26 protein-coding genes and 1 pseudogene are annotated in these 23,816 nt (G+C 72.7%); 16 read left to right on the top strand and 11 right to left on the bottom strand.

Annotated features, from left to right (window positions below):
* Positions 1–79 precede the first annotated feature (79 nt).
* From HAV39_RS05470 to HAV39_RS05450, 5 genes are all read left to right on the top strand, one after another.
* A complete protein-coding gene (locus HAV39_RS05470) occupies positions 80–1,396 on the top strand; it encodes a ThuA domain-containing protein (RefSeq protein WP_239120907.1) in 1,317 nt (438 codons plus the stop codon).
* A gap of 170 nt (positions 1,397–1,566) precedes the next feature.
* Positions 1,567–3,435: a CASTOR/POLLUX-related putative ion channel gene (locus HAV39_RS05465; protein WP_191838080.1), complete on the top strand. Its 1,869-nt coding sequence runs from the start codon at positions 1,567–1,569 to the stop codon at positions 3,433–3,435.
* A 100-nt stretch (positions 3,436–3,535) separates the two neighbouring features.
* Positions 3,536–4,729: an MFS transporter gene (locus HAV39_RS05460; protein ID WP_191838079.1), complete on the top strand. Its 1,194-nt coding sequence runs from the start codon at positions 3,536–3,538 to the stop codon at positions 4,727–4,729.
* A gap of 27 nt (positions 4,730–4,756) precedes the next feature.
* Positions 4,757–5,446, top strand: a complete 690-nt coding sequence (locus HAV39_RS05455; protein WP_191838078.1) for a DUF998 domain-containing protein — start codon at positions 4,757–4,759, stop codon at positions 5,444–5,446.
* Positions 5,447–5,467: 21 nt separating this feature from the next.
* Complete coding sequence (locus tag HAV39_RS05450; RefSeq protein ID WP_203736626.1) at positions 5,468–6,235, top strand: leucine-rich repeat domain-containing protein; 768 nt, start codon at positions 5,468–5,470, stop codon at positions 6,233–6,235.
* Between the two features lie 9 nt (positions 6,236–6,244).
* On the opposite strand, the gene HAV39_RS05445 is transcribed toward HAV39_RS05450, so the two are convergent.
* Positions 6,245–7,603, bottom strand: a complete 1,359-nt coding sequence (locus HAV39_RS05445; RefSeq protein WP_203736627.1) for a lysylphosphatidylglycerol synthase transmembrane domain-containing protein — start codon at positions 7,601–7,603, stop codon at positions 6,245–6,247.
* A gap of 113 nt (positions 7,604–7,716) precedes the next feature.
* A complete protein-coding gene (locus tag HAV39_RS05440; protein WP_203736628.1) occupies positions 7,717–8,325 on the bottom strand; it encodes a TetR/AcrR family transcriptional regulator in 609 nt (202 codons plus the stop codon).
* A gap of 86 nt (positions 8,326–8,411) precedes the next feature.
* Between HAV39_RS05440 and HAV39_RS05435 the strand changes: the two are divergent.
* The 4 genes and pseudogenes from HAV39_RS05435 to HAV39_RS05420 all read left to right on the top strand — a co-directional run.
* Positions 8,412–9,968: pseudogene (locus HAV39_RS05435) on the top strand (MDR family MFS transporter); the annotation flags it as partial.
* 432 nt (positions 9,969–10,400) lie between these two features.
* Positions 10,401–10,895 carry a universal stress protein gene (locus HAV39_RS05430; protein ID WP_239120774.1) on the top strand — a complete coding sequence of 165 codons (495 nt, stop codon included), beginning with the start codon at positions 10,401–10,403 and terminating at the stop codon, positions 10,893–10,895.
* A gap of 88 nt (positions 10,896–10,983) precedes the next feature.
* The gene (locus HAV39_RS05425; protein WP_191838076.1) at positions 10,984–12,180 is read left to right on the top strand and encodes a cytochrome P450; all 1,197 of its coding nucleotides are present in this window, start codon (positions 10,984–10,986) and stop codon (positions 12,178–12,180) included.
* On the top strand, positions 12,177–12,386 hold the full coding sequence (locus tag HAV39_RS05420) for a ferredoxin (protein WP_239120773.1): 210 nt from the start codon (positions 12,177–12,179) through the stop codon (positions 12,384–12,386). Before HAV39_RS05425 ends, HAV39_RS05420 begins: the two co-directional genes overlap by 4 nt.
* Before the next feature lie 115 nt (positions 12,387–12,501).
* Here the strand turns inward: HAV39_RS05420 and HAV39_RS05415 are convergent, their stop codons facing one another.
* On the bottom strand, positions 12,502–13,269 hold the full coding sequence (locus HAV39_RS05415) for a hypothetical protein (RefSeq protein ID WP_191838075.1): 768 nt from the start codon (positions 13,267–13,269) through the stop codon (positions 12,502–12,504).
* A 126-nt stretch (positions 13,270–13,395) separates the two neighbouring features.
* Between HAV39_RS05415 and HAV39_RS05410 the strand changes: the two genes are divergently transcribed.
* Complete coding sequence (locus HAV39_RS05410; RefSeq protein WP_170213448.1) at positions 13,396–13,533, top strand: hypothetical protein; 138 nt, start codon at positions 13,396–13,398, stop codon at positions 13,531–13,533.
* Here HAV39_RS05410 and HAV39_RS05405 read toward each other — a convergent pair.
* Positions 13,514–13,855, bottom strand: a complete 342-nt coding sequence (locus HAV39_RS05405) for a hypothetical protein (protein ID WP_191838074.1) — start codon at positions 13,853–13,855, stop codon at positions 13,514–13,516. The two genes, HAV39_RS05410 and HAV39_RS05405, sit on opposite strands and share 20 nt — an antisense overlap.
* A gap of 4 nt (positions 13,856–13,859) precedes the next feature.
* On the opposite strand from HAV39_RS05405, the gene HAV39_RS05400 reads away from it, so the two are divergent.
* Positions 13,860–14,822: a hypothetical protein gene (locus HAV39_RS05400; protein ID WP_239120772.1), complete on the top strand. Its 963-nt coding sequence runs from the start codon at positions 13,860–13,862 to the stop codon at positions 14,820–14,822.
* Positions 14,823–14,832: 10 nt separating this feature from the next.
* Here the strand turns inward: HAV39_RS05400 and HAV39_RS05395 are convergent, their stop codons facing one another.
* The 3 genes from HAV39_RS05395 to HAV39_RS05385 all read right to left on the bottom strand — a co-directional run bounded on the left by HAV39_RS05395 (position 14,833) and on the right by HAV39_RS05385 (position 17,000).
* Positions 14,833–15,834 (bottom strand): ArsR/SmtB family transcription factor, encoded by a 1,002-nt coding sequence (locus HAV39_RS05395; RefSeq protein ID WP_191838073.1) that lies wholly within the window; start codon positions 15,832–15,834, stop codon positions 14,833–14,835.
* Between the two features lie 138 nt (positions 15,835–15,972).
* Entirely contained in the window at positions 15,973–16,569 is a 597-nt protein-coding gene (locus HAV39_RS05390) for a histidine phosphatase family protein (protein ID WP_191838072.1), read from the bottom strand.
* Positions 16,566–17,000, bottom strand: a complete 435-nt coding sequence (locus HAV39_RS05385; protein WP_239120771.1) for an NUDIX hydrolase — start codon at positions 16,998–17,000, stop codon at positions 16,566–16,568. The genes HAV39_RS05390 and HAV39_RS05385 overlap by 4 nt, the downstream gene beginning before the upstream one ends.
* 82 nt (positions 17,001–17,082) lie before the next feature.
* On the opposite strand from HAV39_RS05385, the gene HAV39_RS05380 reads away from it, so the two are divergent.
* Together HAV39_RS05380 and HAV39_RS05375 are read left to right on the top strand one after the other, a co-directional pair.
* On the top strand, positions 17,083–17,664 hold the full coding sequence (locus tag HAV39_RS05380; RefSeq protein ID WP_191838071.1) for a hypothetical protein: 582 nt from the start codon (positions 17,083–17,085) through the stop codon (positions 17,662–17,664).
* Between the two features lie 3 nt (positions 17,665–17,667).
* Positions 17,668–19,092 carry a glutathionylspermidine synthase family protein gene (locus HAV39_RS05375; RefSeq protein ID WP_191838070.1) on the top strand — a complete coding sequence of 475 codons (1,425 nt, stop codon included), beginning with the start codon at positions 17,668–17,670 and terminating at the stop codon, positions 19,090–19,092.
* Between the two features lie 6 nt (positions 19,093–19,098).
* On the opposite strand, the gene HAV39_RS05370 is transcribed toward HAV39_RS05375, so the two are convergent.
* Positions 19,099–19,533: a PH domain-containing protein gene (locus HAV39_RS05370; RefSeq protein WP_191838069.1), complete on the bottom strand. Its 435-nt coding sequence runs from the start codon at positions 19,531–19,533 to the stop codon at positions 19,099–19,101.
* A gap of 99 nt (positions 19,534–19,632) precedes the next feature.
* Positions 19,633–20,109, bottom strand: a complete 477-nt coding sequence (locus HAV39_RS05365; protein ID WP_191838068.1) for a nucleoside deaminase — start codon at positions 20,107–20,109, stop codon at positions 19,633–19,635.
* A 91-nt stretch (positions 20,110–20,200) separates the two neighbouring features.
* Here HAV39_RS05365 and HAV39_RS05360 point away from each other — a divergent pair, with 91 nt between their 5' ends.
* Positions 20,201–20,845, top strand: coding sequence for a nitroreductase family protein (locus tag HAV39_RS05360; RefSeq protein ID WP_191838067.1), 645 nt, complete (start codon positions 20,201–20,203; stop codon positions 20,843–20,845).
* 55 nt (positions 20,846–20,900) lie between these two features.
* Here HAV39_RS05360 and HAV39_RS05355 read toward each other — a convergent pair whose 3' ends face one another.
* Positions 20,901–21,437, bottom strand: coding sequence for a P-loop nucleotide/nucleoside kinase family protein (locus tag HAV39_RS05355; RefSeq protein ID WP_191838066.1), 537 nt, complete (start codon positions 21,435–21,437; stop codon positions 20,901–20,903).
* 144 nt (positions 21,438–21,581) lie between these two features.
* Here HAV39_RS05355 and HAV39_RS05350 point away from each other — a divergent pair, with 144 nt between their 5' ends.
* On the top strand, positions 21,582–22,841 hold the full coding sequence (locus HAV39_RS05350) for a sensor histidine kinase (protein WP_191838065.1): 1,260 nt from the start codon (positions 21,582–21,584) through the stop codon (positions 22,839–22,841).
* 4 nt (positions 22,842–22,845) lie between these two features.
* Positions 22,846–23,487 carry a response regulator transcription factor gene (locus HAV39_RS05345; RefSeq protein ID WP_191838064.1) on the top strand — a complete coding sequence of 214 codons (642 nt, stop codon included), beginning with the start codon at positions 22,846–22,848 and terminating at the stop codon, positions 23,485–23,487.
* A 19-nt stretch (positions 23,488–23,506) separates the two neighbouring features.
* On the opposite strand, the gene HAV39_RS05340 is transcribed toward HAV39_RS05345, so the two are convergent.
* A complete protein-coding gene (locus HAV39_RS05340; protein ID WP_191838063.1) occupies positions 23,507–23,809 on the bottom strand; it encodes a putative quinol monooxygenase in 303 nt (100 codons plus the stop codon).
* Positions 23,810–23,816 lie beyond the last annotated feature (7 nt).

Raw genomic sequence — 23,816 nt, 5'->3', positions numbered from 1 at the left:
ACGAACGGTTTCACCAGGTGGTCCTGGAGGGGCAGAACCCGTTCCTCGCCCCGCTATGCACGAAACCGGAGGATCCGTCGTGTCCAGAACACTGCGCACCACCGCCAGGTGGTGGCTCGCCGCACTCGCCGCCCTGCTCACCGCGATCACCGCGACGGTGGTCACGGGCGCGGGCACCGCACAGGCCGCGCCCGCGTTCAAGGTGCTCGCCTTCTACAACGGCACCTGGGACGCCGCGCACATCGACTTCGACAAGGAGGCGCTGGTCTGGTTCCCGCAGGCCGCCGCCCAGAACAACTTCACCTGGGAGGCGACCACCGACTGGACCCGGCTCAACACCGGCAACCTCGCCCAGTACAAGGTGATCATGTTCCTGGACGACGCGCCGCCGTCCGGGCAGCGGGCCGCGTTCCAGCAGTACATGCAGAACGGGGGCGCGTGGATGGGCTTCCACGTGACCGCGTTCAACACCGACCCGAACACCTGGAGCTGGTACTACAACACCTTCCTGGGCACCGGCGCGTTCGTCTCCAACACCTGGGGGCCGACGAGCGTCACGATGCGCACCGAACGCGCCCACCCGTCCACCACGCGGCTGCCCGCGACCTGGACCTCGGCGGTCAGCGAGTGGTACTCGTGGCGCAACGACCTGCGCACCAACCCCAACATCGACATCCTGGCCTCGATCGACCCCGGTAGCTACCCGGTCGGCACCGACCCGAACCAGACCTGGTACAGCGGCTACCACCCGCTCATCTGGACCAACCGCAACTACAAGATGCTGTACGCGAACTTCGGGCACAACGCGATGAACTACAACACCAACACGCGGCTGTCCTCGACGTTCGCCAGCGAGGTGCAGAACCGCTGGCTGATCGACGGCCTGCTGTGGCTGGGCGGGGCGACCACCGGTCCCAGCCCGTCGGCCTCCCCGGCGCCGTCGGCGTCGTCCGGGCCGATCTCGCCGACCGCCTGGTACAGCGTGGTCAACCGCAACAGCGGCAAGTGCGTCGACGCCCGCGCCGCGGCATCGGCCAACGGCACCGCGATCCAGCAGTACACCTGCAACAGCACCACCGCGCAGCAGTTCCGCTTCACACCCACCACCGGCGGCTACACCCACGTCGACATCAGGCTCAACAGCGCCCGCTCGCTGGATGTGACCAACGTGTCCACGGCCGACAACGCGCCGATCCAGTTGTGGACCTACAGCGGCGGCAACAACCAGCAGTGGCAGCCCGTCGCCGAGGGCGGCGGCTACTACCACCTCGTCAACCGCAACAGCGGCAAGTGCCTGGATGTGCCCGCCGCGTCCATGGCCGACAGCGTCCAGCTGGTGCAGTACGCCTGCAACGGCACCGGAGCGCAGTCGTTCCGGCTGGTCCAGCAACCGTAACCGCAGGGGAGGGCGAGCGGGCCGGTGCCGAGCGCACCGGCCCGCTCCGTCGTTACCGGCCGGTCCGGCACCCCGCCGCGTCACGCATGCGGCCGCCATTAGAGTGAGCCACCGCACCTGGATCGACCGCAGCGCATGCCCCCTCCCTGCGTTCAAAGGACTTCCAGCTCATGGCCCGTAAGGTGAGCCTCCGCGCCCGGCTGCGCTACTGGTTCGACAACACCATGTCGCGCGGCACCACCGGGCTCATCGGCTGGCTCGCCGTCGCCTCCTTCGGCCTGGTGCTGCTCGTCACCGTGGCGATCGAGATCGTGGACCCGTCAGCCATGGACGGAGACCCGCTGCGGGTGCTGTGGACCACCTTCGTCACCGCCTTCAGCCTGTCCGCGCCGACCGACGCCGGCTGGATTCTGCTGCCGATGTGGTTCGTGCTGGCTTTGGGCGGCATCTTCGTCGCCAGCGCCCTGATCGGCCTGCTCACCAGCGGCATCAACCGCCGCCTGGAGCAGTTGCGCAAGGGACGCTCCGCGGTGCTCGAACGCGACCACACCGTGGTGCTGGGGTGGTCCGACCAGATCTACACGGTGATCACCGAGATGGTGGAGGCCAACGCGAGCCGCCGCCGCGCCGCCGTGGTCGTGCTCGCCGAGCAGGACAAGGTCACCATGGAGGACCGGGTGGAGCACCGGATCGGCGACACCGGCCGCACCCGGCTGATCTTCCGTACCGGCAGCCCGCTCGACCTCAAGGACCTCGAGATGGTCAACCTCAACGAGGCCCGGTCGATCATCGTGCTGGCCCCGGACGGCGCGACGGCCGAGGACGCCGACGCGTACGTGCTCAAGACGCTGCTCGCGATCAACAAGGGTCCGGCGTTCCGGGGCCGCCCGCACCACGTCGTCGCGGCCGTGCGCGACAGCCGCAACCGGGCCGTGGCCAAGCTGGCCGGCGGCGACGCGATCGTGCTCGACGGCGACGACATCGGCGCGCGGCTCATCGTGCAGACCGCCCGGCAGTCCAAGCTGTCGGTGGTCTACCACGACCTGTTCGACTTCGGCGGCGACGAGATCTACATGACCGTCGAGCCGTCCCTGGTCGGGCGGCCGTTCGCGCAGGCGCTGCTGGCGTACAAGCAGTGCTGCCCGCTGGGCCTGCTGCTGGCCGACGGCAAGACCGTGCTCAACCCGCCGCCCGGCACGATGATCAGCCCCGGCGACCGGATCGTGCTGCTGGCTCGCGACGACTCGATGATCACCCTGGCGACCGCGCCGTTCGCCGTCGACGACACCGCGATCGTGCACGGGGTGCGCGGCCCGGCGGCTCCGGAGAGCACACTCATCCTGGGCTGGAACCGGCGCGCCGCCCGGATCGTCGAGCAGCTCGACGTGTACGTCGCGGCCGGGTCCACGGTGGACGTGGTCACCGACCGGGCTGACGCGACCCCGGCCGTGGGGCGGCTGGCACCCCGGCTGCGCCGCCTGCTGATCCGGTCGAAGGCGGGCGACACCCGCGACCGCGGAGTGCTGGAGACGCTGGACGTGGCGTCGTACCACAACGTCATCGTGCTGTCCGACGACGACCTCGACGCGCTGACCGCGGATTCGCGGGTGCTGGTCACCCTGCTGCACCTACGCGACATCCTCGCCGGGCGAGGGCCGGGGTCGATCGTCAGCGAGATGCGCGACGACCGCGACCGGGCGCTGGCCCAGCTGACCAAGGCCGACGACTTCGTGGTCAGCGAGCAGCTGGTGAGCCTGCTGATGACGCAGATCTCGGAGAACCGCCACCTCGAGTCGGTCTTCGCGGACCTGTTCGACGCCGACGGCGCGGAGATCTACATCCGCCCGGCGAGCTACTACCTGCGGGCCGGCGCGACGATCACCTTCGCGACCGTGGTCGCGGCGGCGGCCCGCCGCGGCGAGGTCGCCATCGGCTACCGGGTGACCGACAGCGGCGACGAGCACGGGGTGGTGCTGAACCCCGACAAGGAGCAGGTCATGCCGCCCATCGACCGGGTGATCGTGCTGTCGAGCAGCTGACCGGCGATGATGAACGTGTCCGTCGTCGAGCCGGACGTGATCTGCTCGGACGGCGGTAACGCCTTTGCGCGAACATGATCACGCGTTCTAGGGTGCGTGCGTGCGTGACATACCCCGGGTCGTGTGGATCCTCGCCGTCGGCCGATTCGTCAACGCTGCCGGATCTTTCGTCTTCACCTTCCTGTTCCTGTACCTCACCGGACCGCGGCAGCTGCCGCTGGAACAGGCCGGCCTGATCAGCGGAGCGCTCGGCGTCGGCCTGCTCGCGGGCAACTTCACCGGCGGCTGGTTCGGCGACCGGTTCGGCCACCGCCGGGTCATGCTGCTCGCCTCCACCGTCACCGGCGTGACCACCCTGCTCATCCCGTGGACGCCGCTGGCGCTGCTCGCGGTGTCGACGGCACTGCTCGGCTACACCGGCGCGACCGCGGGCACCTCGCAGGGCGCGCTGACCGCGCTGGCCGTGCCCGCCGGCGACCGGCGGCGGGCCGTCGCGATCAGCCGGGCCGCGTTCAACGCGGGCTGCGTCATCGGACCGCCGGTCGGCGCACTGCTCGCCGTGGAACACTTCACCGCCCTGTTCGTCATCGACGGCCTGGTCATCCTGGCCGTCCGGGCGGTCACCACGGCGCTGCTGCGGGCCGAGCCCGAGCGGCAGACCACACCGGCCGGGGGCCGTCCCGCCGGGCTGTGGCGCAGCGTGCTCGCCGACCGCGGCCTGCTCCTCCTGCTGCCCGCGATCGTCGTGGTCGACGTGGTCTACCGCCAGCTTTACTCGACGCTGCCGGTCTACCTGCGGGACAACGGCCAGCAGCTGACCGTGTACGCGACCGTGCTCGCCGTCGGGTCCGGGCTCATCCTGCTGCTGGAGATCCCGGTGACCATGCTGCTGCGGCGGCTGCCCGCGACCGGCATCGTCGCCGTGGGATACACCCTGGTCGGCGCCGGCATGGCGCTGTTCGGCCTCGGCTCCACCGCGGCCGTGGTGATCGCCGCGATGGTGGTGCTGACCGCCGGCGAGATCCTCTACAAGACCACCGCCACCGCACACGTGCTCGACCGCGCCCCGACCGAGCTGACAGGCCAGTACCAGGGCCTCTACAGCGGTGCCGCGACCAGCGGCACCATGCTGGCGGCTCCGCTGGGCGCGCTGCTGTACGGGGTCGCTCCGGGCGCGCTGTGGCCGGTGTGCGCGGCGCTCGCCGTCGGCGCGGGGGTGCTCGCCTGGCGATCGGGCCGTGTCGGAGCCCCTGCGGATTCCACCGCCCCGGAACCGGTGGCCGCCTCCGTTTGACGCGGCGGTTACGGGATGATCGGAGGTATGCCGCCCACCGCACTGGCTCGCGCGTTCGCCGCCACCGGATTCGTCGCCGTACTCACCGGTGTGCTGGCCGTGTCCGCGTTGCACGTGCTGCCGCCGACGGCGTCGATCAGCCCGGTCCGCCGGACCATCAGCGAGTACGCGTACTCCGAGACCGGCTGGGTGTTCAACCTCGGGGTGCTGATCCTCGCCGCCGGTTCACTGGCCGTGTTCGTCGCGCTGGCGTACGCCAAGCTGATCCGGCCCGCCTCGGTCGCATCGCTGGGGCTGCTGCTGTGGTCGGCGGGCCTGGCCGCGGTGGTGTACTTCCCGAAGCACGACTGGTCGGTCGGCCCGTCGACGCACGGGACCATCCACCGGATGGCGAGCCTGGTCGCGTTCCTCAGCCTGCCCCTGGGTGCGCTGCTGGTCACCGTCATGTGGCGGCGGGAGCGGCGCTGGCGGGGCAGCGTCTGGCTGACCGCGATCCCCGCGCTGGCCGCCCTCGCCTTCATCAGCGTCATCATCGGCGCCTACCTGCTCACCCCGTACACCGGGCTGCCGTGGTGGGACGTCATCCCGCTCGGCTTCGTGGAACGCGGCATGGCCACCTTCGAGGTGCTCACGGTGCTGGCACTGGGCCGCTGGGCGTGGCGCGCGTCGTCCACGCCCGCCGACGGCGAATCCGCCGCCACAGCCCCAGGCCGGTGACCGGCGGGCTATCGTGCCGCCATGTCTGATGTCGAGCAGCCGCACGTGCTCACCAACCGGTTCGGTGACACGACCGTTGCCGGCGATGCCCGCGACACCTGCCGCTGCATGGAACGGCCCAGGCGGGCGACCCGCTTCCACGAGGACCTGCAGGACACGCGAGCGCCGGGGTGGCTGCGGCTGCTGGTGCTGATCGAGCAGGCGGCGGCCGACGGCCGGGAGAGGTTCGCGCCGCTGACGGAGCTGAGCCCGCAGGAGCGGCGGCAGGTGGTGACCCTGCCCGCGTCGATCGGCATGCTGACCGAGGTCAAGCACCTGGTGCTGTACGGCGGCAACCTCGTGCGGATCCCGCCGCAGATCGGGCTGATGCGCAGCCTGGAACGGTTCGAGCCGTACACCTCCTACCGGCTGCACTGGTTCCCGTACGAGCTGACCCGCTGCTCTCGGCTGGTCGCCAGCACCGTGAGCACCCGGGCGGTGTACGGCAACCACAAGACGCGACTGTCGTTCCCGCGGCTCGCCGAACCCGGCTCGCGGCCGGCGACGGCCGGTCCCGGAGTATGGGGCGCCGACGAGATCCTTACCTGCGGCGTCTGCGACCAGGTCCTGTCGGGTGGCGCGGCGCGACAGGTCTGGATCTCGCGAGCGGTCGGCTCCGATGTGCTCCCGCTGCTGGTCAACGCCTGCTCGCAGGCCTGTGTCGAGGCGCTGCCGAAACCGGCGGCCCACCACGTGCCCAGCGTGCACACCGGCGGACCCGACGTGGCGCAACCCGCGCCCCGCCGGTGACTCGCCGCGTCAGCCGTTCGCCACGACGGTCTTCGTCCCGGCTGCGACAGTCGTCGTCTCCGGAACCGCTGCCGTCGCCGTGACCGGACCGGTCGCCGCCGGCCCGGCCTCGGGTGCCGTCGCCGGCTCGGCGGTCGCGCGGCGGTCGGCGCGGCGCAGGAACGCCCAGGTGGTCAGGCCGGCGGGGATGACCAGCCAGCAGGACAGCAACCGGTAGCCGAGCACGGTCGCCGCGGCGGCGGCCGGTTCCGCGCCCGCGGCGGTCAGCGCGGCGAGCAGGGTCGCCTCGATGACCCCGATGCCGCCGGGGGTGATCGGGATCTGCCGGACCAGCTGCGCGGCCACGTAGATCGTGCCGAGCTGGAGCAGGTCCAGCGGCAGGTGGAAGGCCTGCGCGACGGCGACGAGGCAGGCCAGGTCGGCGAGCCAGTTGAGCGCGGACAGGCCCAGCGCGGCGGTGCGGTGGCGTCGCGGCATGCTCTCGGCGACCGCGGCCACGTCGCGCAGCAGCTGTCCGAGCCGGCGCAGCTGCGCGCGGACGAGGCCCGAGCGGGTGGGTCGTCCGGCGTCGCCGGCGGCCGGGTCCGGGGCGGTGGCCAGGAAGTCGAGATCCTCCTCGTTCACCGGTCCGTCGATGGTCAGCGAGGCGCGCGCCCGGAGCCGGTGGCGCACCAGCAGGGCGGCCGTCCCGGCGCTCACCGTGAGGACCGCGAGGGTCAGCGTCGGCTGGGCCTGCCAGGTCGACACGGGCGAGGCGAGGAAGATGAGCAGGTAGCCCGCGACGTAGAGCAGCGCGAGCGCGACGAACGAGCTGACGCCCGACATGATCATCACGGCGGTCGCCGCCTCGCGGCTCGCGCCCCAGCGGCGGAAGCGCTGGAAGGCGTACGCGGCGGAGACCGCCGTGCCGGCGGGCATGCTGATCGAGAGCGCGGAGCGGGTGTACGCCAGCGCGAGCGCCCCGCCCAGGCTCGCGTGCACCCCGACGCCCTTGAGCAGGTTCGTCTGCTGGCGGGCGAACAGCGACATCGACAGGATCTCGGCCAGCAGCGCGACCCCGATCCAGGCCAGCTCGCCGTCGGCCACGACCGGCTCGATCTGGTCGAGGCCGGGGATCTGGCCACTGACCGTCTGCAGGGCCAGCACGACCACGACCACCGGCAGCAGCCTGCGCAGCCAGCGACGCCAGCCGGGTGTCGACGGTCTGCAGCCCTCCGGCGGCGGCTGCTCCGACACGGCGGGCGGGCGCGGGTTGCGGCGCACCGCGGCCCGCTCCCGGGGTACTGCGGCGTGCCGGCGCGGGGACCGGTACGGCCGGGCCAGGCGTCGGCAGACCTTCGGCGCGCTACGTCGGCGAAGTGCCTTCACGATCACGGACCATACCGCTCGCGGGTCGCTTGTCGAGCGACTCGTAACGCTGCACACAGCGCAAAGTTTGCTGAATGCCGATCACGGGCGGCCGCTGCCGGGGGGCGCACGGGCTACGCGAACGGCTCGGCGGCGCGGTCCAGCCCGGCCCGTACGGCGACGGGCAGGGCGGTTCCGCCGCCCTGCTCGACCCACAGGCCGAACACGGTCCGCAGCGCGGTCATGAAGACGGCGGCGAGCACCCGCGAGCGCATCGGCTCGTCGGGATGGCCCGGGTCGCGTGCGGCGACCTCCACGGCCAGTTCCTGCTCCAGCGAGGTCTGGGCGGCTGCCTGCTGGGCGAGCAGGGACGGGTGGCGGCGGAGCAGCCGGGTCTGCGCGACCCAGTTCGGGTCGACCTCGCCGATCTGCTCGAAGTGGCTCACGGCGGTGTTGGTGAGCGCCTGCCACGGAGTCTCCTCGGCGGGGCGGGCGCGCAGCAGTTCGAGCAGCGTGTTGACGCGCATCCGGTCGCCGTACAGGAGAGCGTCCTCCTTGTTGGCGAAGTAGTTGGAGAAGGTGCGCCGCGACACGTTGGCCTCGTCGGCGATGGCGTCCACGGTCACCGCGTCCAGGCCGCGCTCGACGGCCAGGCGCAGCACGGCTTCGTGCAGGGCCTGCCGGGTCGCTTCCTTCTTGCGCTCGCGCAGGGTCGTCGTCGGCTCGGTCGTCGTGGGCTCCACGAGCAGGAGACGATACCGGCCGCCGTGGCGAAATGCACATCGGGAAACTTTGCACACTGCGCAAATTGAGTGCCATATTCGATGCCATGAGCAACCCCGGCCACACCCCCCGCCACCTGCGCATGGGCCACCGCGAGATCCTGGAGTCCCTGAGCGGGCTGCTGCTCGTGCTGTTCGTCGCCATGATCAGCTCGACCATCGTGTCGACCGCACTGCCCCGCATCGTCGGCGAACTGAACGGCACCCAGACGCAGTACACCTGGATCGTCACCGCCACCCTGCTCGCCGCCACCGCGACGACCCCGGTCTGGGGGCGCCTGGCGGACATGTTCAGCAAGAAGCTCCTGGTCCAGATCGCGATCGTGATCTTCGTCGTGGGCTCGCTGCTCAGCGGTTTCGCCCAGGACACCAGCCAGGTCATCGCGGCCCGCGCCGTGCAGGGCATCGGCGTCGGCGGCCTGCAGGCCCTGGTGCAGATCGTGATCGCGGCGATGATCCCGCCGCGCGAGCGCGGCCGCTACAACGGCTACCTCGGCGGCGTCATGGCCGTGGCGACGCTGGCCGGGCCGCTGCTCGGCGGCCTGATCGTGGACACCTCGTGGCTGGGCTGGCGCTGGTGCTTCTTCATCGGCGTGCCCATCGCGGCTATCGCCTTCGCGCTGCTGTGGCTGACCCTGGACCTGCCCCGGGGGCACCGGATCAAGGCGAAGATCGACTATGTGGGCGCGGCCCTGATCGCCGTCGGGGTGAGCACGCTGCTGGTCTGGGTGTCGTTCGTCGGTAACTCGTTCGACTGGCTGTCCTGGCAGACCTTCGCCATGGTCGGCGCGGCGCTGCTGGTGCTGGCCGCGGCGGTGTGGGTGGAACTGCGGGCGGAGAGCCCGGTCGTCCCGATCACCGTGATCAGCAAGCGGGTCCCCGCGCTGTCCATCCTCGCCAGCCTCGCGGTCGGCATGGCGATGTTCGGCGGCTCGGTCTTCCTCGGCCAGTACTTCCAGATCGGCCGCGGCTACACCCCGACCGAGGCCGGCCTGCTCACCATGCCGCTGATGCTCGGCGTCCTGGTCTCCTCGACGGTCACCGGCCGTATGGTCACCAAGTCCGGCAAGGTCAAGCCGTACATCGTCACCGGCGCGATCGTGCTGGTGGCCGGCTTCCTCGGGCTGTCGTTCATCGACCACGACACGCCGCTGACGATGATCAGCGTGGGCATGCTGCTGGTCGGTCTCGGCGTCGGCATGACCATGCAGAACCTGGTGCTCGCCGTGCAGAACACCGCCGCCATGAAGGACCTGGGCGCGGCCACCGGCTCGGTGACCTTCTTCCGCTCGCTGGGCGGCACGATCGGCGTCTCGGTGCTGGGCGCCGTGCTGGCCAACCGGGTCCAGTCGATCATCGCCGCGCACCTGGCCGCCGCGGGCCTGCCCGCGGGCTCGGGCGGCGGCTCGCTGAACCTCAACGCCCTGCCGCCGATGGCCCAGACCATCGTCCGGGAGGCGTACGGCGACGCGACCGGCCACATCTTCCTCATCTCCGCGACCATCGGCGTGGTCGGCGTGATCGCCGCGATGCTGCTGCCCGACATCGTGCTGCGCTCCGGCGCCGAGGCCCCGGCACCCGCGCCGGCCGCCCCCGCACTCGCCGCCCAGGTCCCGTCGCACGCGGACGCCCGCCCGCACACCCCGGCCCCGGCGTACGCGTACGCCGCCGCCGCCCCGGCTACGGCCGACACGCGCCTGCACGCCCCCGCCCCGGCGTACGCCTACGCGCCTGCCCCCGCCACGGCCGACACGCGCCCGCACACCCCGGCGCCCGCGTTCGCCTACGCGCCGTCCACTCCGTGGCCGCCGCACAGCGACACCCGCCTGCCGGCCCCCGCCTACGGCGACCAGTCGTACGCCCCGGTGCAGGCGGGCGGGTGGTCGCCGCAGGGCGCGCCGTCGTACGGCTTCGCGCCGAGCGCGGTCCGGGTGCCCGACGGTTTCGGGCCCCGCCCCGGCGACCTGCCCACCGTCGCCGCGGGCGGATTCACCGAGTCCGCCCCGACGCTCGGCCGGGCCTGAGCGGAGACGGCCGTGGACGTTCCGCAGCAGCGCACCGAGCACTACGGCCCGGCGGCCGCCCCGTGCGCGTTCGAGCGCGGCACCGACGGACCCCGCGTGATCATGGTCGGCGTGGACGGCAGCCCGCCCTCGGAACGGGCTGCCTCCTACGCCGCGGGGCTGGCCCGCCGCCAGCGCAGCCGCCTCGTGGTGGTGTTCGTGGGGGAGTCGGCCGGGCTGGTCGCCGCGGTCTACGGGCAGGCTGCGGTGGCGGCGCTGGAGACCGCCGAGGAGCTGGCCGGGGAGCTGCGCGAGCAGGTGCGCCTGGCGGCCGAGGAGATGGGGTTGCCGGTGACGTTCATGGTGCGCCGGGGTGATCCGTACGGTGAGCTGCGCGCCGCGGCGGACGAGGTGAAGGCGGACATGGTGGTCGTCGGGGCGTCCGCGCAGGCAGGGCACCGGTTCGTCGGCTCGGTGGCGACCCGGCTGGTCAAGCAGGGCCGCTGGCCGGTGGTCGTGGTCCCCTGACCAGCCGGCCGGTCGGCCAGAACTCTGCCAAAAGGGTCAAATCCTAGTAACTTGGAGTGGTCCTGGGGGTTCGACGGGGGAGTCTGACATGTCCGACACGCTGGCCACGAATGTCCCGACCTACCCGTTCGGCAATGCGGGGCTCGACCCGCTGCTGCCCGATCTCGGCCCCGACGGGGTGGGCCGGGTGCGGCTGCCCACCGGCCAGCAGGCCTGGCTGTTCACCCGGCACGAGCACCTGCGCGAGCTGCTGCGCAGCCCGGACTTCTCCAGCGACTTCACCCGGCCCGGGTTCCCGCTGATCAGGCCGATCCCGGAGGACATGCCGCGCCGCCCGGACGGCTCACTGATCCGCATGGACCCTCCCGAGCACACGAAGTTCCGCCGCATGCTCACCCCCGAGTTCATGATCAAGCACATCCGCACGCTGGAACCGCTGATCCGGCAGACCGTCGTCGACGCGCTGGAGCAGATGCGGGCCGCCGGGCCGCCCGCCGACCTGGTCGAGCACTTCGCGCTGCCGGTCCCGTCGATGGTGATCTGCCACCTGCTCGGCGTCCCGTACGCCGACCACGACTACTTCCAGGAGCGCAGCCGCATCCTGCTGGCCTGGTCGAGCCCGCCCGAACAGGTCCGCGACGCGATCGAGGAGCTGCGCGACTACCTGGCCCGGCTGATCGCCGACCGCCGCGACTCACCGGGCGAGGACCTGATCAGCCGCTTGGCCGCCGAACGGGTCGCCACCGGCGAGATGACCGAGGAGGAGCTGGTCGGGCTGTCCGTGCTGCTGCTCATCGCCGGCCACGAGACCACCTCGAACATGATCGGCCTGAGCACGCTCGTGCTGCTGGAGCACCCCGAGCAGCTGCGCCAGCTGCGGGAGCGGCCCGAACTGATCGACGACACCGTCGAGGAGCTGCTGCGCTACCTGACCATCGTGCGCACCGGGCTGACCCGGGTCGCGGTGGCCGACACCGACGTCGGCGGGCACCGTATCGCGGCCGGGGAGGGCGTCATCGCGCTGCTGTCGGCCGCCAACCGCGACACCGACGTGTTCCCCGCCGGCGCGGAGTTCGACCTGCACCGCGGCTCGCACCAGCACATGGCGTTCGGGTTCGGCATCCACCAGTGCATCGGCCAGCCGCTGGCCCGCGCCGAACTGCGCATCGCCCTGTCCGAGATGATCACACGGTTGCCCGGCCTGGCCCTGGCGGTGGACGCCGACGAGGTGCGCTACCGCGACGCGGTCGTGTTCGGGGTGCAGCGGCTGCCGGTGACGTGGTGAGCGGACGGCTGCGGGTCGCCGTCGACCGGGACGCGTGCTGCGGCTCGGGCAACTGCGTACGCACCGCGCCCGAGGTCTTCGACCAGGACTCCGACCTCGGACTGGTCGTCCTGCGCCAACCCGAACCGCCCGAGTCCGAGTACGACGCGGTGCGCGAGGCCGCCTACAACTGCCCGGCCGCCGCCATCGACCTCACCGAACCCTGACCGCCGCGATGATCGTCCGACTTGCCTGGCAGGTGTGCGGAAGCGGGCTCAAGATACGCACAGGTGCCAGGCAAGTCGAGCGATCAAGGACCACAGCGATCAAGGACCACAGCGGTCAGGCCCAGGGCAGGCGGAGGGCTTCGAGTTCGGGGTCGGTGAGGATCGCCTCGACCAGGGCGGGCGGGCCGGCGACCTTGGTGCCCCACAGGTCCCAGTCCGACCAGGTCACCCAGGACCGGTCGGCGGGCCAGAGGTTGGCCGGCGAGCCGCTGCCGCGCTCGTCGTCGTAGAGCGCCGCCGCCTCGCCGAGCGGCCCGGCCAGCACGTGCGGCTCCTGGTCGGGAGCCGCGCCCCGGGCGATGTAGGCCAAGCACGGCGTGTCCGGGCCGGACCAGGCGATCAGCAGGTCGAGTAGCCGCAGCCAGCCCTCCCGGTCCAGGGAACCCTCGCCGGGCGGTTCGATGCTGGCGGGCCAGCTGCCGTCCGGATGCGCGCCCGGCAGGCTGCGGAAGTCCGGCGCGCTGCCGGGCGGCACCACCGGCTCGTCGGTGCGCGCCGCGAGCTCGGCCCAGGTCAGCCGCCGCCACCCGGTCCCCGGGTGCTGCGAGCGGCCCACGGCCCCGCCGGTGTCGACGACGCCCCACTCGTCGAGGTTGATCCCGCCGACCAGCTCCGGCTCGACCAGGTTCGCGTCGAGCAGGCTGCGCCGCAGGTCGTGATGAGTGGTGAGGGTCGCGCCCGTCTCCCACTCGTACATCGCGTGCAGGATCCACACCGCGTCCGGCCTGCCACCGGGGTCGTAGCCGGTCAACGCGCCGTCCGGCCGCAGCTCGGCCAGCCAGTCCGCCTCGTCGAGAGCCACCTCGCGCCACCCGTCGCCCATGGCTCATCTGACCACATGATCCACCCGTGCGCGGTGCGGCCCGCGGGCGGATGTCGCGGCGACCGGCCATCGTGGACGCCACGTTCGGCCGGTGGACGCCCGCGCCGCGGTCGCGATACTGGACCGATGCCGAGAATTCTCGCCGACGCCGCCCCGCCGCCGGAGTACATGGGGCTCGGGCTGGCCGCGGTCTGCGTCTGCCTGCTCGCCGTCGTGGCGGCCGTCGTCCTGGTCGTCGTGCTGGTCAAACGCTCGCGAAAATGAACCCGGCCAGCACCGAGGCGGCGTTCGCGGCGACCGCGAGCACCGCCAGCAGCGGGTCACGCCGGCCCAGCCACCAGGCCAGCAGCGCGGCCTCCGCGCCGCACACCAGCAGCTCCGCGAAGACCAGGACCAGTGGGTACGCCTCCCGTCCGGTCCACGGCACCAGCAGCCACCACAGCAGCGGATGCGTCGCCAGGTTCACGCCCAGCGCGCCCAGCAGCGCCCGGCGCACCGGCGCCGCCCAGCCCCAGCGCAGCGCGGCCGCGTACACGGGGATCTCGACGGCCAGCGTCAGCGCGAGCGCGGCCGGGTAACGGAGCATCCGCATGACGCTAGCGACCCTGCCCGCCCCGCGCACCCCCGCTGCGCCGCGGGCGTCGGCCCTCGCGCTCGGGTTCGCCGCCTGCGCGGCCGTGGCGCTGGCCGCCGCGCTGCGCGCCCCGCTGGCGACCACGGTCCTCGGGCTGATCGCCTTCGGCGTGCTGCACAACGTGCTGGAGTTGCGCTACGTCGCGGGCCGCTTCGCGCACATCCTCACCGGACGGCTGCTGTGGACCGCGCTGGCGCTGGTCACCGCGATCGTCTTCTGCCGCCTGCTGGCGCTGCGCGGGCCGGAGATCGTGCTCTGCTACGGCGTGCTGGCCGCCGGGGTGTGGCACGCCGTGCCGCGCCGCTGGCTGCCGCTCGCGGGACTGGGGCTGGCCGGGGCGGCGGCGGTGTCGCTGAGCTGGCCCGCGTACCACTTCGTGGTCCTGGCCCACCTGCACAACGTGGTGCCGCTGTTCTTCCTGTGGGAGTGGTCGCGGCGGCTGGCCGGGCGCGACCGGACGCTGTTCCGGGCCGCGCAGCTGGGCTGGGTGCTGGTGGTGCCCGCGCTGCTGCTGGCCGGGGTGTTCGACCCGCTGCTGGCCGACGGTTCGGCGGCGGTGGTGGAGTTCGCGGGCACGCCGCAGGCCATCGCCGCCCCGGTCAGCCCACCGGGCGTCACCGCCGGGCTGCGGTTCCTCGCCGTGTTCGCGTTCCTGCAGGCCATGCACTACGTGGTGTGGCTGGGCTTCCTGCCGCGCCACGCGCCCGAGGCCGCGGCCGCGTTCGAGCAGCGGGTGCCGTGGCTGGCCGGCCGGCGGCCGTGGGCGCTCGGCGTCGCCGCCGCGCTGGTGCTCGGCGTGCTGTTCGGCATCGACTACGGCCAGGGCCGCACCCTGTACCAGGCGCTGGCCAGCTACCACGCGTACCTGGAGTTCCCGGTCCTGCTCGCGCTGCTGTTCGCGACCCCGCGCGCTGCCTGAGCCCGCGCCGTCACTGCTCGGCCTGGCCGGGCCTGCCCTCCAGCAGCGCCATGCCGAGCGGGGCGAGCCGGTGCTCGACGCTGCTGCGCCGCCGCTCGCTGTACACCAGCCCGGCCTGGCGCAGCACGGCCAGGTGCTCGCTGGCGGTGCTCGGCGACTGGTGCAGCCGCGCGGCGATGGAGCTGGTCGAGCCGCCTTCGGCGCACAGTTCGAGGATCGCCGCCCGGGTCCGGCCGACCAGCGCCGACAGCGCCTCCTGATGCCGGACGGCGAGCAGCCCGGCCCCGCGGTCGACCTGGTAGACCAGCACCGGCGGCAGCGCGTCGTCGATCATCGTGATCGGCCGGGTGGCGCGCTTGAAGAACGACGGCACCAGCACCAGGCCCCGGCCGCCCAGGTGCAGGTGCCGGTCGCGGGGGTAGTCCGCGATGCGCAGCACGCCGTCCTCGAAGCTCAACGACGGATGCAGCGAGTTGAGCAGCGCGGCGAGTCCGCCCGCGGCGACCGCGCGGCACCGTGCGGCGTGGTCGGCGGCGAAGGAGGCGGTCACCCAGTGCCACTGCGGCCGGACCACTGCCTCGTAGTACTGGCGGATGCCGGAGGTCAGCTCGTGCAGCGCCGCCGCGCGTCCCGCGCCGAGGTCCTGTGCCGCCGCGGGCAGCGCCGTCGCGCGACCGGCGGCGACATGCGCCACGTCCCGGCGCAGCTGGCGCGGGCAGGTGCCGCCGATCGCCTCCAGCCCGTCGTCGATGCCGCCGCCCGGACCCGGGGTGAGGAAGTCGGGGAAGTCGCCGTGGGACCAGTTGACGCCGAGGAACAGCTCGGCGCTCCCGCGCAGCGCCGTGCCGGCCCGCAGCGACTGCTGGGCGGCACGGTGCCAGCCCAGCAGCAGCGGATCCTCGTTGCGCCGGCCGAGCAGGTGGGAGCTGAGTGTGATCTCCCACAGCGGGTCCGGGGCGGTGACGATCCGCGTCTGCATGAGGTCGCGCGGCGTGAAATGGATGCAGAACACGACGATCCGCGACCCCTCAGCTCCGGCGCGATCCGCGCAGGGCCCGGTCCATGACTCCGCCCCTCTCCGACTACAGCTTTTACGCTCGGGGGCAGGTTAGTGGTTGCGCTGGATGGAACACCAGCCCCACGTCCGCGATCAGACGTGCAGCCGCGGCGGGAAACCGGTCCAGCGCAGGCGTTCCGGCAGGTGGGCCAGGTCGTTGAAGGACACCAGCGACGGCGGCCGGTCCGCTCGGTAGAGCAGCACGGTGATCCCGCAGTTCGCCTGGTTGATGCCGATCCAGCGGGCGGGCGGGGCGTCCAGCGCGTGCCGCACCAGCCAGCCGATCAGGAAGTTGTGCGTCACCACCAGCTCGTGCGTGTCATGCTCGGCGGGGGCCGTGTAGCGGGCCTGCGCGGCCTCGATCAGGGCCGCGCCCTCGGCGATCTCCGCAGGGGAGTAGCCGTCGAGGAAGCCCCTGGCGAACGCGGGCAGCTCGGCCGCGGGCGGCACGTACGGCACGTAGTCGCCGGCCAGCGGCGTCTGCTCGACCGGCACCCCCGGCAGGTGCGCCGTGATCAGCGCGGCCGTCTGCGCCGCCCGGGCCACCGGGCTGTGCTGCACCGACGCGAACGGCACCGCGGCCAGCCGCGCGCCGGTCAGCCGGGCCTGCTCCCGCCCGGCGTCGGTCAGCTCGCCGTCCGCGGTCGCCTCGCCGTGGCGGACCAGGTACAGCAACCGGTTCGCGCTCATCGCCGCGCCCGCAGCTCGGCGTACGCGGCGGAGGCCAGGAAGTCGGTGATCGCCCGCGCGGTGCCCGGGGTGAACTCGCGCCCCTCGAACACCTGGTCGGCCGGCGTGAACACCATCGCCGCGCCCTCGCCGAGCACCACGTCGTCCTGCACCGCCGAGGTCACCCCGTAGAAGTAGTGCTTCACCCGGTGGTGCTCGGGCACCGGCTGGACCAGGAACAGCCGCAGCGGGGAGTCGGGGCGCAGCGACGCCTCCTCCATCAGCTCGCGCGGCGCGGCCTCCTCCGGCGTCTCGCCCGGCTCGATGTGCCCGCCGGGCAGGGCCCACATGTTCGGGAAGTTCGGCGCGTGCTCGTCGCGCAGCTGCAGCAGCAGCTCGCCCGCGCGGTTCACGAGCAGCACCACGGCCAGCTGTACCGGCATGTCGTCCATTCGGACCACCCTAGATCAACCTTGAGCGGCTTGCGGACCCCTGTCACAGTGATGACCCACATCCGGCTACGGGGAGAGACACATGGCAGACGGCGTACGGCTCAGGTCGCGCAGCGTGATGCTGAGCGCGGCGTTCCTGGGACTGGCGGGCAGCACGGCCGCCTGCGGGCTCGGGTCGGACGCCCCGGACGACCCGGTGTACCAGCCCAGCGCGGTCGACTACCAGCAGCCGGCGTACCAGCCCGAGCCGGTGGTCGTGCCGTCGCCGACGCCGCTGCCGTCGCTGAGCCCGACCCCGGTGGCCAAGCCGTCGCCGGTCCGCACGACCGCCGCCCCGCAGCCGGTCGTCGCGCAGCCCGTGTACGACGACACCTACGTCTTCTACTGCGTGGACGCGAGCGAGGTCATCGTCGACCCGATCGAGTGCGACGGCGACCGCGCCTACGGTGCCGACTGGCCCTACTACCTGGTCTACGGCGCCGCCACCGTGTTCCCGCGCACCCTGCGCGTCGGCCAGCGGGTGCCCACCGGCGGCAGCCTGTTCAGCGCGGGCGACAGCGCGACCCGATCGGACTGGGGCCTGCCGTCGAAGGTCACCAACGGCAGCACCGTGCGCTCCGGCATCGTCGGCGGCACCGGCTCCGGCACCACCGCGGGCAGCTGAGCGGTGCGCCGGATCCACCACGGCACGCCCCGGCCCGGCTGGGCGGAGACCAACCGCTCGCTGGGCCTGGTGTTCAACGACACCGTGTCCGAGGACGGCTCCGTCGCGTCGTACTGGCGCGAAGGACCGTTCTACGACTTCGACCTCGACGAGATCCTGACCCTGGAGCAGGCCGCCGCGACCCTGCACCGCATGTGCGTGGCGGCCGGCGACCGCATCGTCGAGGGCTGCCCGCGCACCGACGCCGCGATGCGCCGCGAGGCCTACCTGACCTCGGTGTGCACCCCGCGGACGTGCCTGCTCAGCCGCGCCGGCGTGCCTGAGTACGTGCACGAGCAGGTCATCCGCACCTGGTACGACAACAGCCCGCAGACCTGGACGCACAGCGACAAGGACCTGTTCGGCACGCACGCCCACACCCGGCAGAGCCCCGACTTCTCGCCGCACGTCTACGGGCGCTTCGACATCTGGTACGGCGGCCGCGGCACCACCCCGAAGCTGCTCGAATACAACGCGCAGACGCCCACGTCGCTGCTGGAGGCAGCGGTCGTGCAGTGGCGGTGGCTGGAGGAGACCGGCCACACCCACCACTACGACCGGCAGTGGACCAGCGTGCACGAGCGCCTGATCGAGGCCTGGCGGCGCAACCTCGGCGAACTCGTCGCCGCCCGCCCCTGGCTCCCGCAGCGCCCGACCGTGTGGTTCGCCTACGACGGCAGCGAGGCCTCCGGCGAGGACCTGATGAACGCGGGCTACCTCGCCGAGACGGCCCGGCAGGCCGGCTACCCGGTCGAGCTGATCGAGGTGGCGCAGATCGGCGTCGACATGGCCGACGGCCGCATCGTGTACGAGCCCAGCAAGGGCGCGCCCGCCACCCCGATCGACGTCATCTTCCTGCTGTACCCGTGGGAGTGGCTGTGGCACGAGGAGGGCGGCCGGCCCATCTTCGCCAACATGGCCGACCCTGCCAAACGCGGCACCGTGTGGATCGAGCCGCCGTGGACGGCCGCGCTGTGGTCCAACAAGGCGCTGCTGCCGGTGCTGTGGGAGCTGTACCGCGACGACCCGGTGCACCGCGAGCTGCTGCTGCCCGCCTACTTCGCCGACGAGCGGCCCGCCGACATGACCGGCTACGCCCGCAAGCCGATCTGGTCCCGCGAGGGCGCCAACGTCGAACTGGTCCGCGACGGGATCGTGCTGGCCAGCACGGGCGGCGACTACGGGGACACCGGCATGATCGTCCAGGGCCTGGCCGAGCTGCCGACCTTCGACGGGCCCGGTGGGCCGTACCATCCGGTCCTCGGGGTTTGGATGATCGACGGTGAGCCGGCCGGCATGGGCATCCGCGAGGGCGCCGGCACCGACGGCCTGATCACCCGCAACGGCGCCTGCTTCACCCCGCACACGATCGGCTCCCACCGGACCTGACGCGCGTCAGGCGGGCAGGAATGCCCGCAGCCGCTCGGTCTTGTGCTCGGCGCCGTCACGGGAATAGGACCCGAGCGCCGTGATCGGCACCAGGCCTCCGGCCAGATGGAGGACCGGGGCGTACAGCGGCAGGCCCGCACGGGAGTCGACCTGCTCGCAGTCCACCGCCTGGACCGCGTGCCAGGGCGTGACGACGTCCCGGCTGTCGAAGTTGCGGACCCGGACCCCGGTGGCGTCGATGACGACACCCATCCGCAGCGCCCGCCAGACCCCGAGCACGCCGGACATGATCGCGAACACGCCCAGTCCCAGGCCGAACCAGTTGCGCTCGGCCACCACGTCGCCCGAGGTGAAATAGGTCAGTCCGAGCAGACCCCACATGGTGAACAGGACCACGAGGATCGGTGCCTGGACCTTGGGACGTACGACGATGCGCTGCATGGACGGGCACGATACTGGCCGCGGCAGGCCGGGCGCGACCCGCCCGCCCAGCCGGTGACCTGCGCCTTCGGCCCGGAGGGACCTCGCCGGCGATGCCGTCTACGCGCCGTGTTGCCTGCGGTGCAGCTCGCGCATCTCGGCGGCGAGCTCCGGGGCTGGGCCGTCGACCGGCACACCCGGTGCGACCTCCTGGATCGGCAGCGGCCGGACCGGGCCGGGCGGCAGACCCATCTCGTCGCGCCAGGCGGTGAGCTGCGCGGACGACACGGCGTACACGATGCGGCCGAGCCCGACCCAGGCGTGCGCGGCCGCGCACATCGGGCAGTGCTCGCCGGAGGTGTAGACCGTCGCGGCGGTGCGCCGCGCGGGCGTCAGGTGCTCGGCGGCCCACCGGGCGATCTCGAACTCGGGGTGGCGTGTCTCGTCGCCGGCCGCGACGTGGTTGTGGTCCTCGAACAGCACCTCGCCGTCCGCGTCGACCAGCACCGACCCGAACGGCTCGTCGCCGACCGACAGCGCGAGCTCCGCCAGTTCGACGCAGCGCCGCAGGTGCGCCAGATCCGTATCGTCGACCACGACAACTCCGTTCGATGGGTGCCCTCATGCGGCAGCGTACCGGCGATCAAGCGGGCGGACGACGTCGCGGCCGCGTGACAAGATCCGACGCATGGAGTTCAAGGAAGTGATTCGCCGCCGCCGGATGGTCCGCCACTACGCCGACCGGCCGCTGAGCCCCGAGGTCGTGGAACGCATCCTGGCCAGCGCGCTGCGCGCACCCTCGGCCGGGTTCTCGCAGGGCTGGGCCTTCCTGGCGCTGACCGAGCCGGCCGACCGGGCACGGTTCTGGCCCTTCGTGCCGACCCGGATGGCGCAGACGCCCACCATGCGGCTCGCCCCGCTGGTCGTCATCCCGCTGGCCCACAAGGCCGCCTACCTGGCCCGGTATGCCCAGCCGGACAAGGGCTGGGAGGACCAGGCCGAGGCCCGCTGGCCGGTGCCCTACTGGCACATCGACACCGGGATGGCCTCGCTGATGATGCTGCTGTCCGCGGTCGACGAGGGCCTGAGCGCGTGCTTCTTCGGCATCATGCCCCAGCAGGGCCCCGACTTCGACGCGGTGACCGAGGTCCCCGCGCACACCGACGCGCTGCGCGCCGAGTTCGGCATCCCGGCCGAGTACGTCCCGATCGGCGGCATCTGCATCGGCTACCGCGCCGAGGACGCCCCCGCCCAGGGCTCGCACGTCGCCCAGCGCCGCCGCGGCACGGCCGAGGTCATCCACCGCGGGCAGTGGGGCGTGCACGCCGCCTGACCGCCATGGCCGGGCACGGCCCGCGCTCTGCCGGGCAGGCCGCTGCCGAGCCGGATCAGGGCGCCGACCAGCCGGTCGCGGCGACGACATCGGTGGCGACGTCGACCACCGACCGGCCGTCGGTGGCGATCCGGACGGCGTCGGCCGGGGCGTCGCGGTCCAGCCGGGCGGCGGCCCGCGCGCTCCGGGCGATGTGCACGTCCAGGCCGCTGCCCAGCTCGCGGGTCGCGAGGCGGCCGTTGGCGACCTCGTCCGACGCGGTGAGCAGCACCCGGACGATCTTCACCGGCGCGTGCAGCGCCCGCGCCAGCTCGTCGGCGTACAGCACGCTGACGGTGTTGGTGTAGACCAGCCGCCGGTAGCCGAGCGCGGCGAAGTTGCGCCAGAGGGCGGCCAGGTTGTCGAGCACGATCCGGGACCGGTCCGGATCGCCGGCCGGAGGCGGGAACACCTGTCCGAGGAAGTCGCCTTCCAGCTGGACGTGCCCGATTCCGGCCGCCTCCAGCCGGGCGCACACCTCCAGGGCGACGGTCGACTTGCCGACGCCCGAACGACCACCGATGAACAGCACCTCGACCTGATCCGCACCCATCGCACCATGATGGCCGCGCGCGGCCCCGGCGTCGTGCGGGTTTCGGCCGCGGCCGGGCGGTCGGCGATGGTAGGGCTGTCCCCACCATCACCTCGGCGGGCAGCGGGATGGGAACGGGCCGGCCGGGCGCATAGCGTCTGCGGCATGACGATCCTTCGCCGCCTCGGCCTCGACGCCGCGTACAACCTGCTGGGTCTGCCGCTCGCGGTGGCCTCCTTCGCGCTGTGCATCGCGCTGTTCGCCGCCGGTGTCGGCACCCTGGTGACCTTCTTCGTCGGGGTCGCCGTGCTCGCCGCCGCGCTGCTGGTCGCCCGGGGGTTCGCCGACATCGAGCGGCTGCGCCTGCAGAAGCTGTACGGCCGCCCCGTGCCGCGCCCGCGCTACCAGGCCGCGCCGGAGGGCGCCGGCTGGATCCGCCGGATGGCCACCCCGCTGCGCCAGGGCCAGAGCTGGCTCGACCTGCTGCACGGCATCCTCAACCTGCCCCTGGCGATCATCGCGTTCGTGTTCACGGTGACCTGGTGGGCGATGGCGCTCGGCGGCCTCACGTACTGGATCTGGGGTCGCTTCGTCCCGGAGGAGGACGGCCAGAACATCGTCATCGAGAAGCTGCTCGGCTCGGACACCGAAGCGACCCGCACCCTGTTCAACACCCTGGTCGGCGTGTTCGCGCTGCTCACCGTATACGTGGTGCAGCGCGGCGTGGCGGCGCTGCACGCCGGTTTCGCTTCGATGCTGCTGACCCGGCTCGCCCAGCTGCAGGGTCGCATCGACTCGTTGACCGAGGGCCGGGCCGCGGCGGTGTCGGCGGAGGCGGTGGCGCTGCGCAAACTGGAGCGCGACATCCACGACGGCCCGCAGCAGCGGCTGATCCGGCTCGCGATGGAGCTGTCCCGGGCCCGCCGCCAGCTCACCGACGACCCGGACGCCGCCGGGCAGACCATCGACGGTGCCCTCGGCCAGGCCAAGGAGACGCTCGACGAGCTGCGGGCGCTGTCGCGCGGCATCGCGCCGCCGATCCTGGCCGACCGGGGCCTGGCCGCCGCGCTGACCTCGCTCGCCGAGCGCTCGACCGTGCCGGTGACGCTGGACCTGGCCGTCGAGGGCAGGCTGCCCGCGGCGACCGAGAACGCCCTGTACTTCGCCGCGGCGGAGGCGCTGTCCAACATCGCCAAGCACAGCGGGGCCGCCTCCGTCCGCCTGGAGGTGACCGAGCAGGATGGTCGCGTGTACCTGATGGTGACCGACGACGGGGTGGGCGGCGCGCACGTGGCGAAGGGCCACGGGCTGGCCGGGCTGGCGGACCGGCTGCGCGCGGTCGACGGGGACTTCGCCGTGGACTCCCCGGCCGGCGGACCCACGATCCTGGTCGCGCAGGCGCCGTCGACCGTGCCGGTGGCGTGAGCCGATGCGCGTCGTCGTCGCCGAGGACAGCGTGCTGCTGCGCGAGGGCATCGTCCGCCTGCTGATCGAGGCCGGGCACGAGGTCGTCGCCGCGGTCGGCGACGGGCCGGCCCTGGTCGACGCCATCGCCTCGCAGACGCCCGACGTCGCGGTCGTCGACGTGCGCATGCCGCCCAGCCACACCGACGAGGGCCTGCGCGCCGCGGTGCAGGCCCGGCGGGCGGCACCCGGCACCCGGGTGCTGGTGCTGTCGCAGTACGTGGAGCTGGCGTACGCCGACGAGCTGCTCGCCGACGGCCGGGGCGGGGTCGGCTACCTGCTCAAGGACGCGGTGGTCGACGTCGACGGCTTCCTGGACGCGCTGGACCGGGTCGGGTCCGGCGCGACCGTGCTCGACCCGCAGGTCATCGCCCAGCTGATGATGCGTGGCAGGAGGGATCCGGTGCAGACGCTGACCCCGCGCGAGCGCGAGGTGCTGGAACTGATGGCGCAGGGCTACTCGAACACCGCCATCGGCCGGGCGCTGGTCATCGGCGACGGGGCCGTGGAGAAGCACATCGGCAACATCTTCGCCAAGCTCGACCTGGCCCCCGACGCCGACCAGCACCGCCGCGTCCTGGCCGTGCTGGCATACCTCCGGTCCTGACCGCCGGTCGCCGCGCGCCTCAGCCGGGGAGTTTGGCGGCCAGGAGCTGCACCGTGCGGATCTCGGGGGGCTTGCTGAGGAGTTCGCCGGCGCGGCCCATCAGCGCCCCGGCGACGTCGCCGTCGAGGTGGGCCTGCAGCGCGGCCTCGTCGTCGAAGGCGTCGACCAGGCCGAAGGTCGATTCGTCGATGCGGAACGCGAACCACGCCACGGTGCCCTGCTCCGCCTGGACCAGGGGCAGCGCGCCGGCGAGGAACGAGGCGACCTCGTCCTCCATGCCCGGCGCGGCGTGCAGCGTCGCGATGAGTCCGATCGAGACCATGTGCGCT

The sequence above is a fragment of the Catellatospora chokoriensis genome, from assembly GCF_011297315.1.
Classification (GTDB): domain Bacteria; phylum Actinomycetota; class Actinomycetes; order Mycobacteriales; family Micromonosporaceae; genus Catellatospora; species Catellatospora citrea.
The sequence above is the reverse complement of the archived record's forward strand: the minus strand, read 5'-3'. Positions and strand labels throughout refer to the sequence as shown.

What these genes read in the sequence shown, in the direction of transcription:
- HAV39_RS05465 (WP_191838080.1), top strand. Translation starts at nt 1,567, where the DNA reads ATGGCCCGTAAGGTGAGCCTCCGCGCCCGGCTGCGCTACTGGTTCGAC.
- HAV39_RS05455 (WP_191838078.1), top strand. Translation starts at nt 4,757, where the DNA reads ATGCCGCCCACCGCACTGGCTCGCGCGTTCGCCGCCACCGGATTCGTC.
- HAV39_RS05450 (WP_203736626.1), top strand. Translation starts at nt 5,468, where the DNA reads ATGTCTGATGTCGAGCAGCCGCACGTGCTCACCAACCGGTTCGGTGAC.
- HAV39_RS05425 (WP_191838076.1), top strand. Translation starts at nt 10,984, where the DNA reads ATGTCCGACACGCTGGCCACGAATGTCCCGACCTACCCGTTCGGCAAT.
- HAV39_RS05415 (WP_191838075.1), bottom strand. Translation starts at nt 13,269, where the DNA reads ATGGGCGACGGGTGGCGCGAGGTGGCTCTCGACGAGGCGGACTGGCTG.
- HAV39_RS05410 (WP_170213448.1), top strand. Translation starts at nt 13,396, where the DNA reads ATGCCGAGAATTCTCGCCGACGCCGCCCCGCCGCCGGAGTACATGGGG.
- HAV39_RS05405 (WP_191838074.1), bottom strand. Translation starts at nt 13,855, where the DNA reads ATGCTCCGTTACCCGGCCGCGCTCGCGCTGACGCTGGCCGTCGAGATC.
- HAV39_RS05400 (WP_239120772.1), top strand. Translation starts at nt 13,860, where the DNA reads ATGACGCTAGCGACCCTGCCCGCCCCGCGCACCCCCGCTGCGCCGCGG.
- HAV39_RS05390 (WP_191838072.1), bottom strand. Translation starts at nt 16,569, where the DNA reads ATGAGCGCGAACCGGTTGCTGTACCTGGTCCGCCACGGCGAGGCGACC.
- HAV39_RS05385 (WP_239120771.1), bottom strand. Translation starts at nt 17,000, where the DNA reads ATGGACGACATGCCGGTACAGCTGGCCGTGGTGCTGCTCGTGAACCGC.
- HAV39_RS05380 (WP_191838071.1), top strand. Translation starts at nt 17,083, where the DNA reads ATGGCAGACGGCGTACGGCTCAGGTCGCGCAGCGTGATGCTGAGCGCG.
- HAV39_RS05370 (WP_191838069.1), bottom strand. Translation starts at nt 19,533, where the DNA reads ATGCAGCGCATCGTCGTACGTCCCAAGGTCCAGGCACCGATCCTCGTG.
- HAV39_RS05360 (WP_191838067.1), top strand. Translation starts at nt 20,201, where the DNA reads ATGGAGTTCAAGGAAGTGATTCGCCGCCGCCGGATGGTCCGCCACTAC.
- HAV39_RS05355 (WP_191838066.1), bottom strand. Translation starts at nt 21,437, where the DNA reads ATGGGTGCGGATCAGGTCGAGGTGCTGTTCATCGGTGGTCGTTCGGGC.
- HAV39_RS05350 (WP_191838065.1), top strand. Translation starts at nt 21,582, where the DNA reads ATGACGATCCTTCGCCGCCTCGGCCTCGACGCCGCGTACAACCTGCTG.
- HAV39_RS05345 (WP_191838064.1), top strand. Translation starts at nt 22,846, where the DNA reads ATGCGCGTCGTCGTCGCCGAGGACAGCGTGCTGCTGCGCGAGGGCATC.
- HAV39_RS05340 (WP_191838063.1), bottom strand. Translation starts at nt 23,809, where the DNA reads ATGGTCTCGATCGGACTCATCGCGACGCTGCACGCCGCGCCGGGCATG.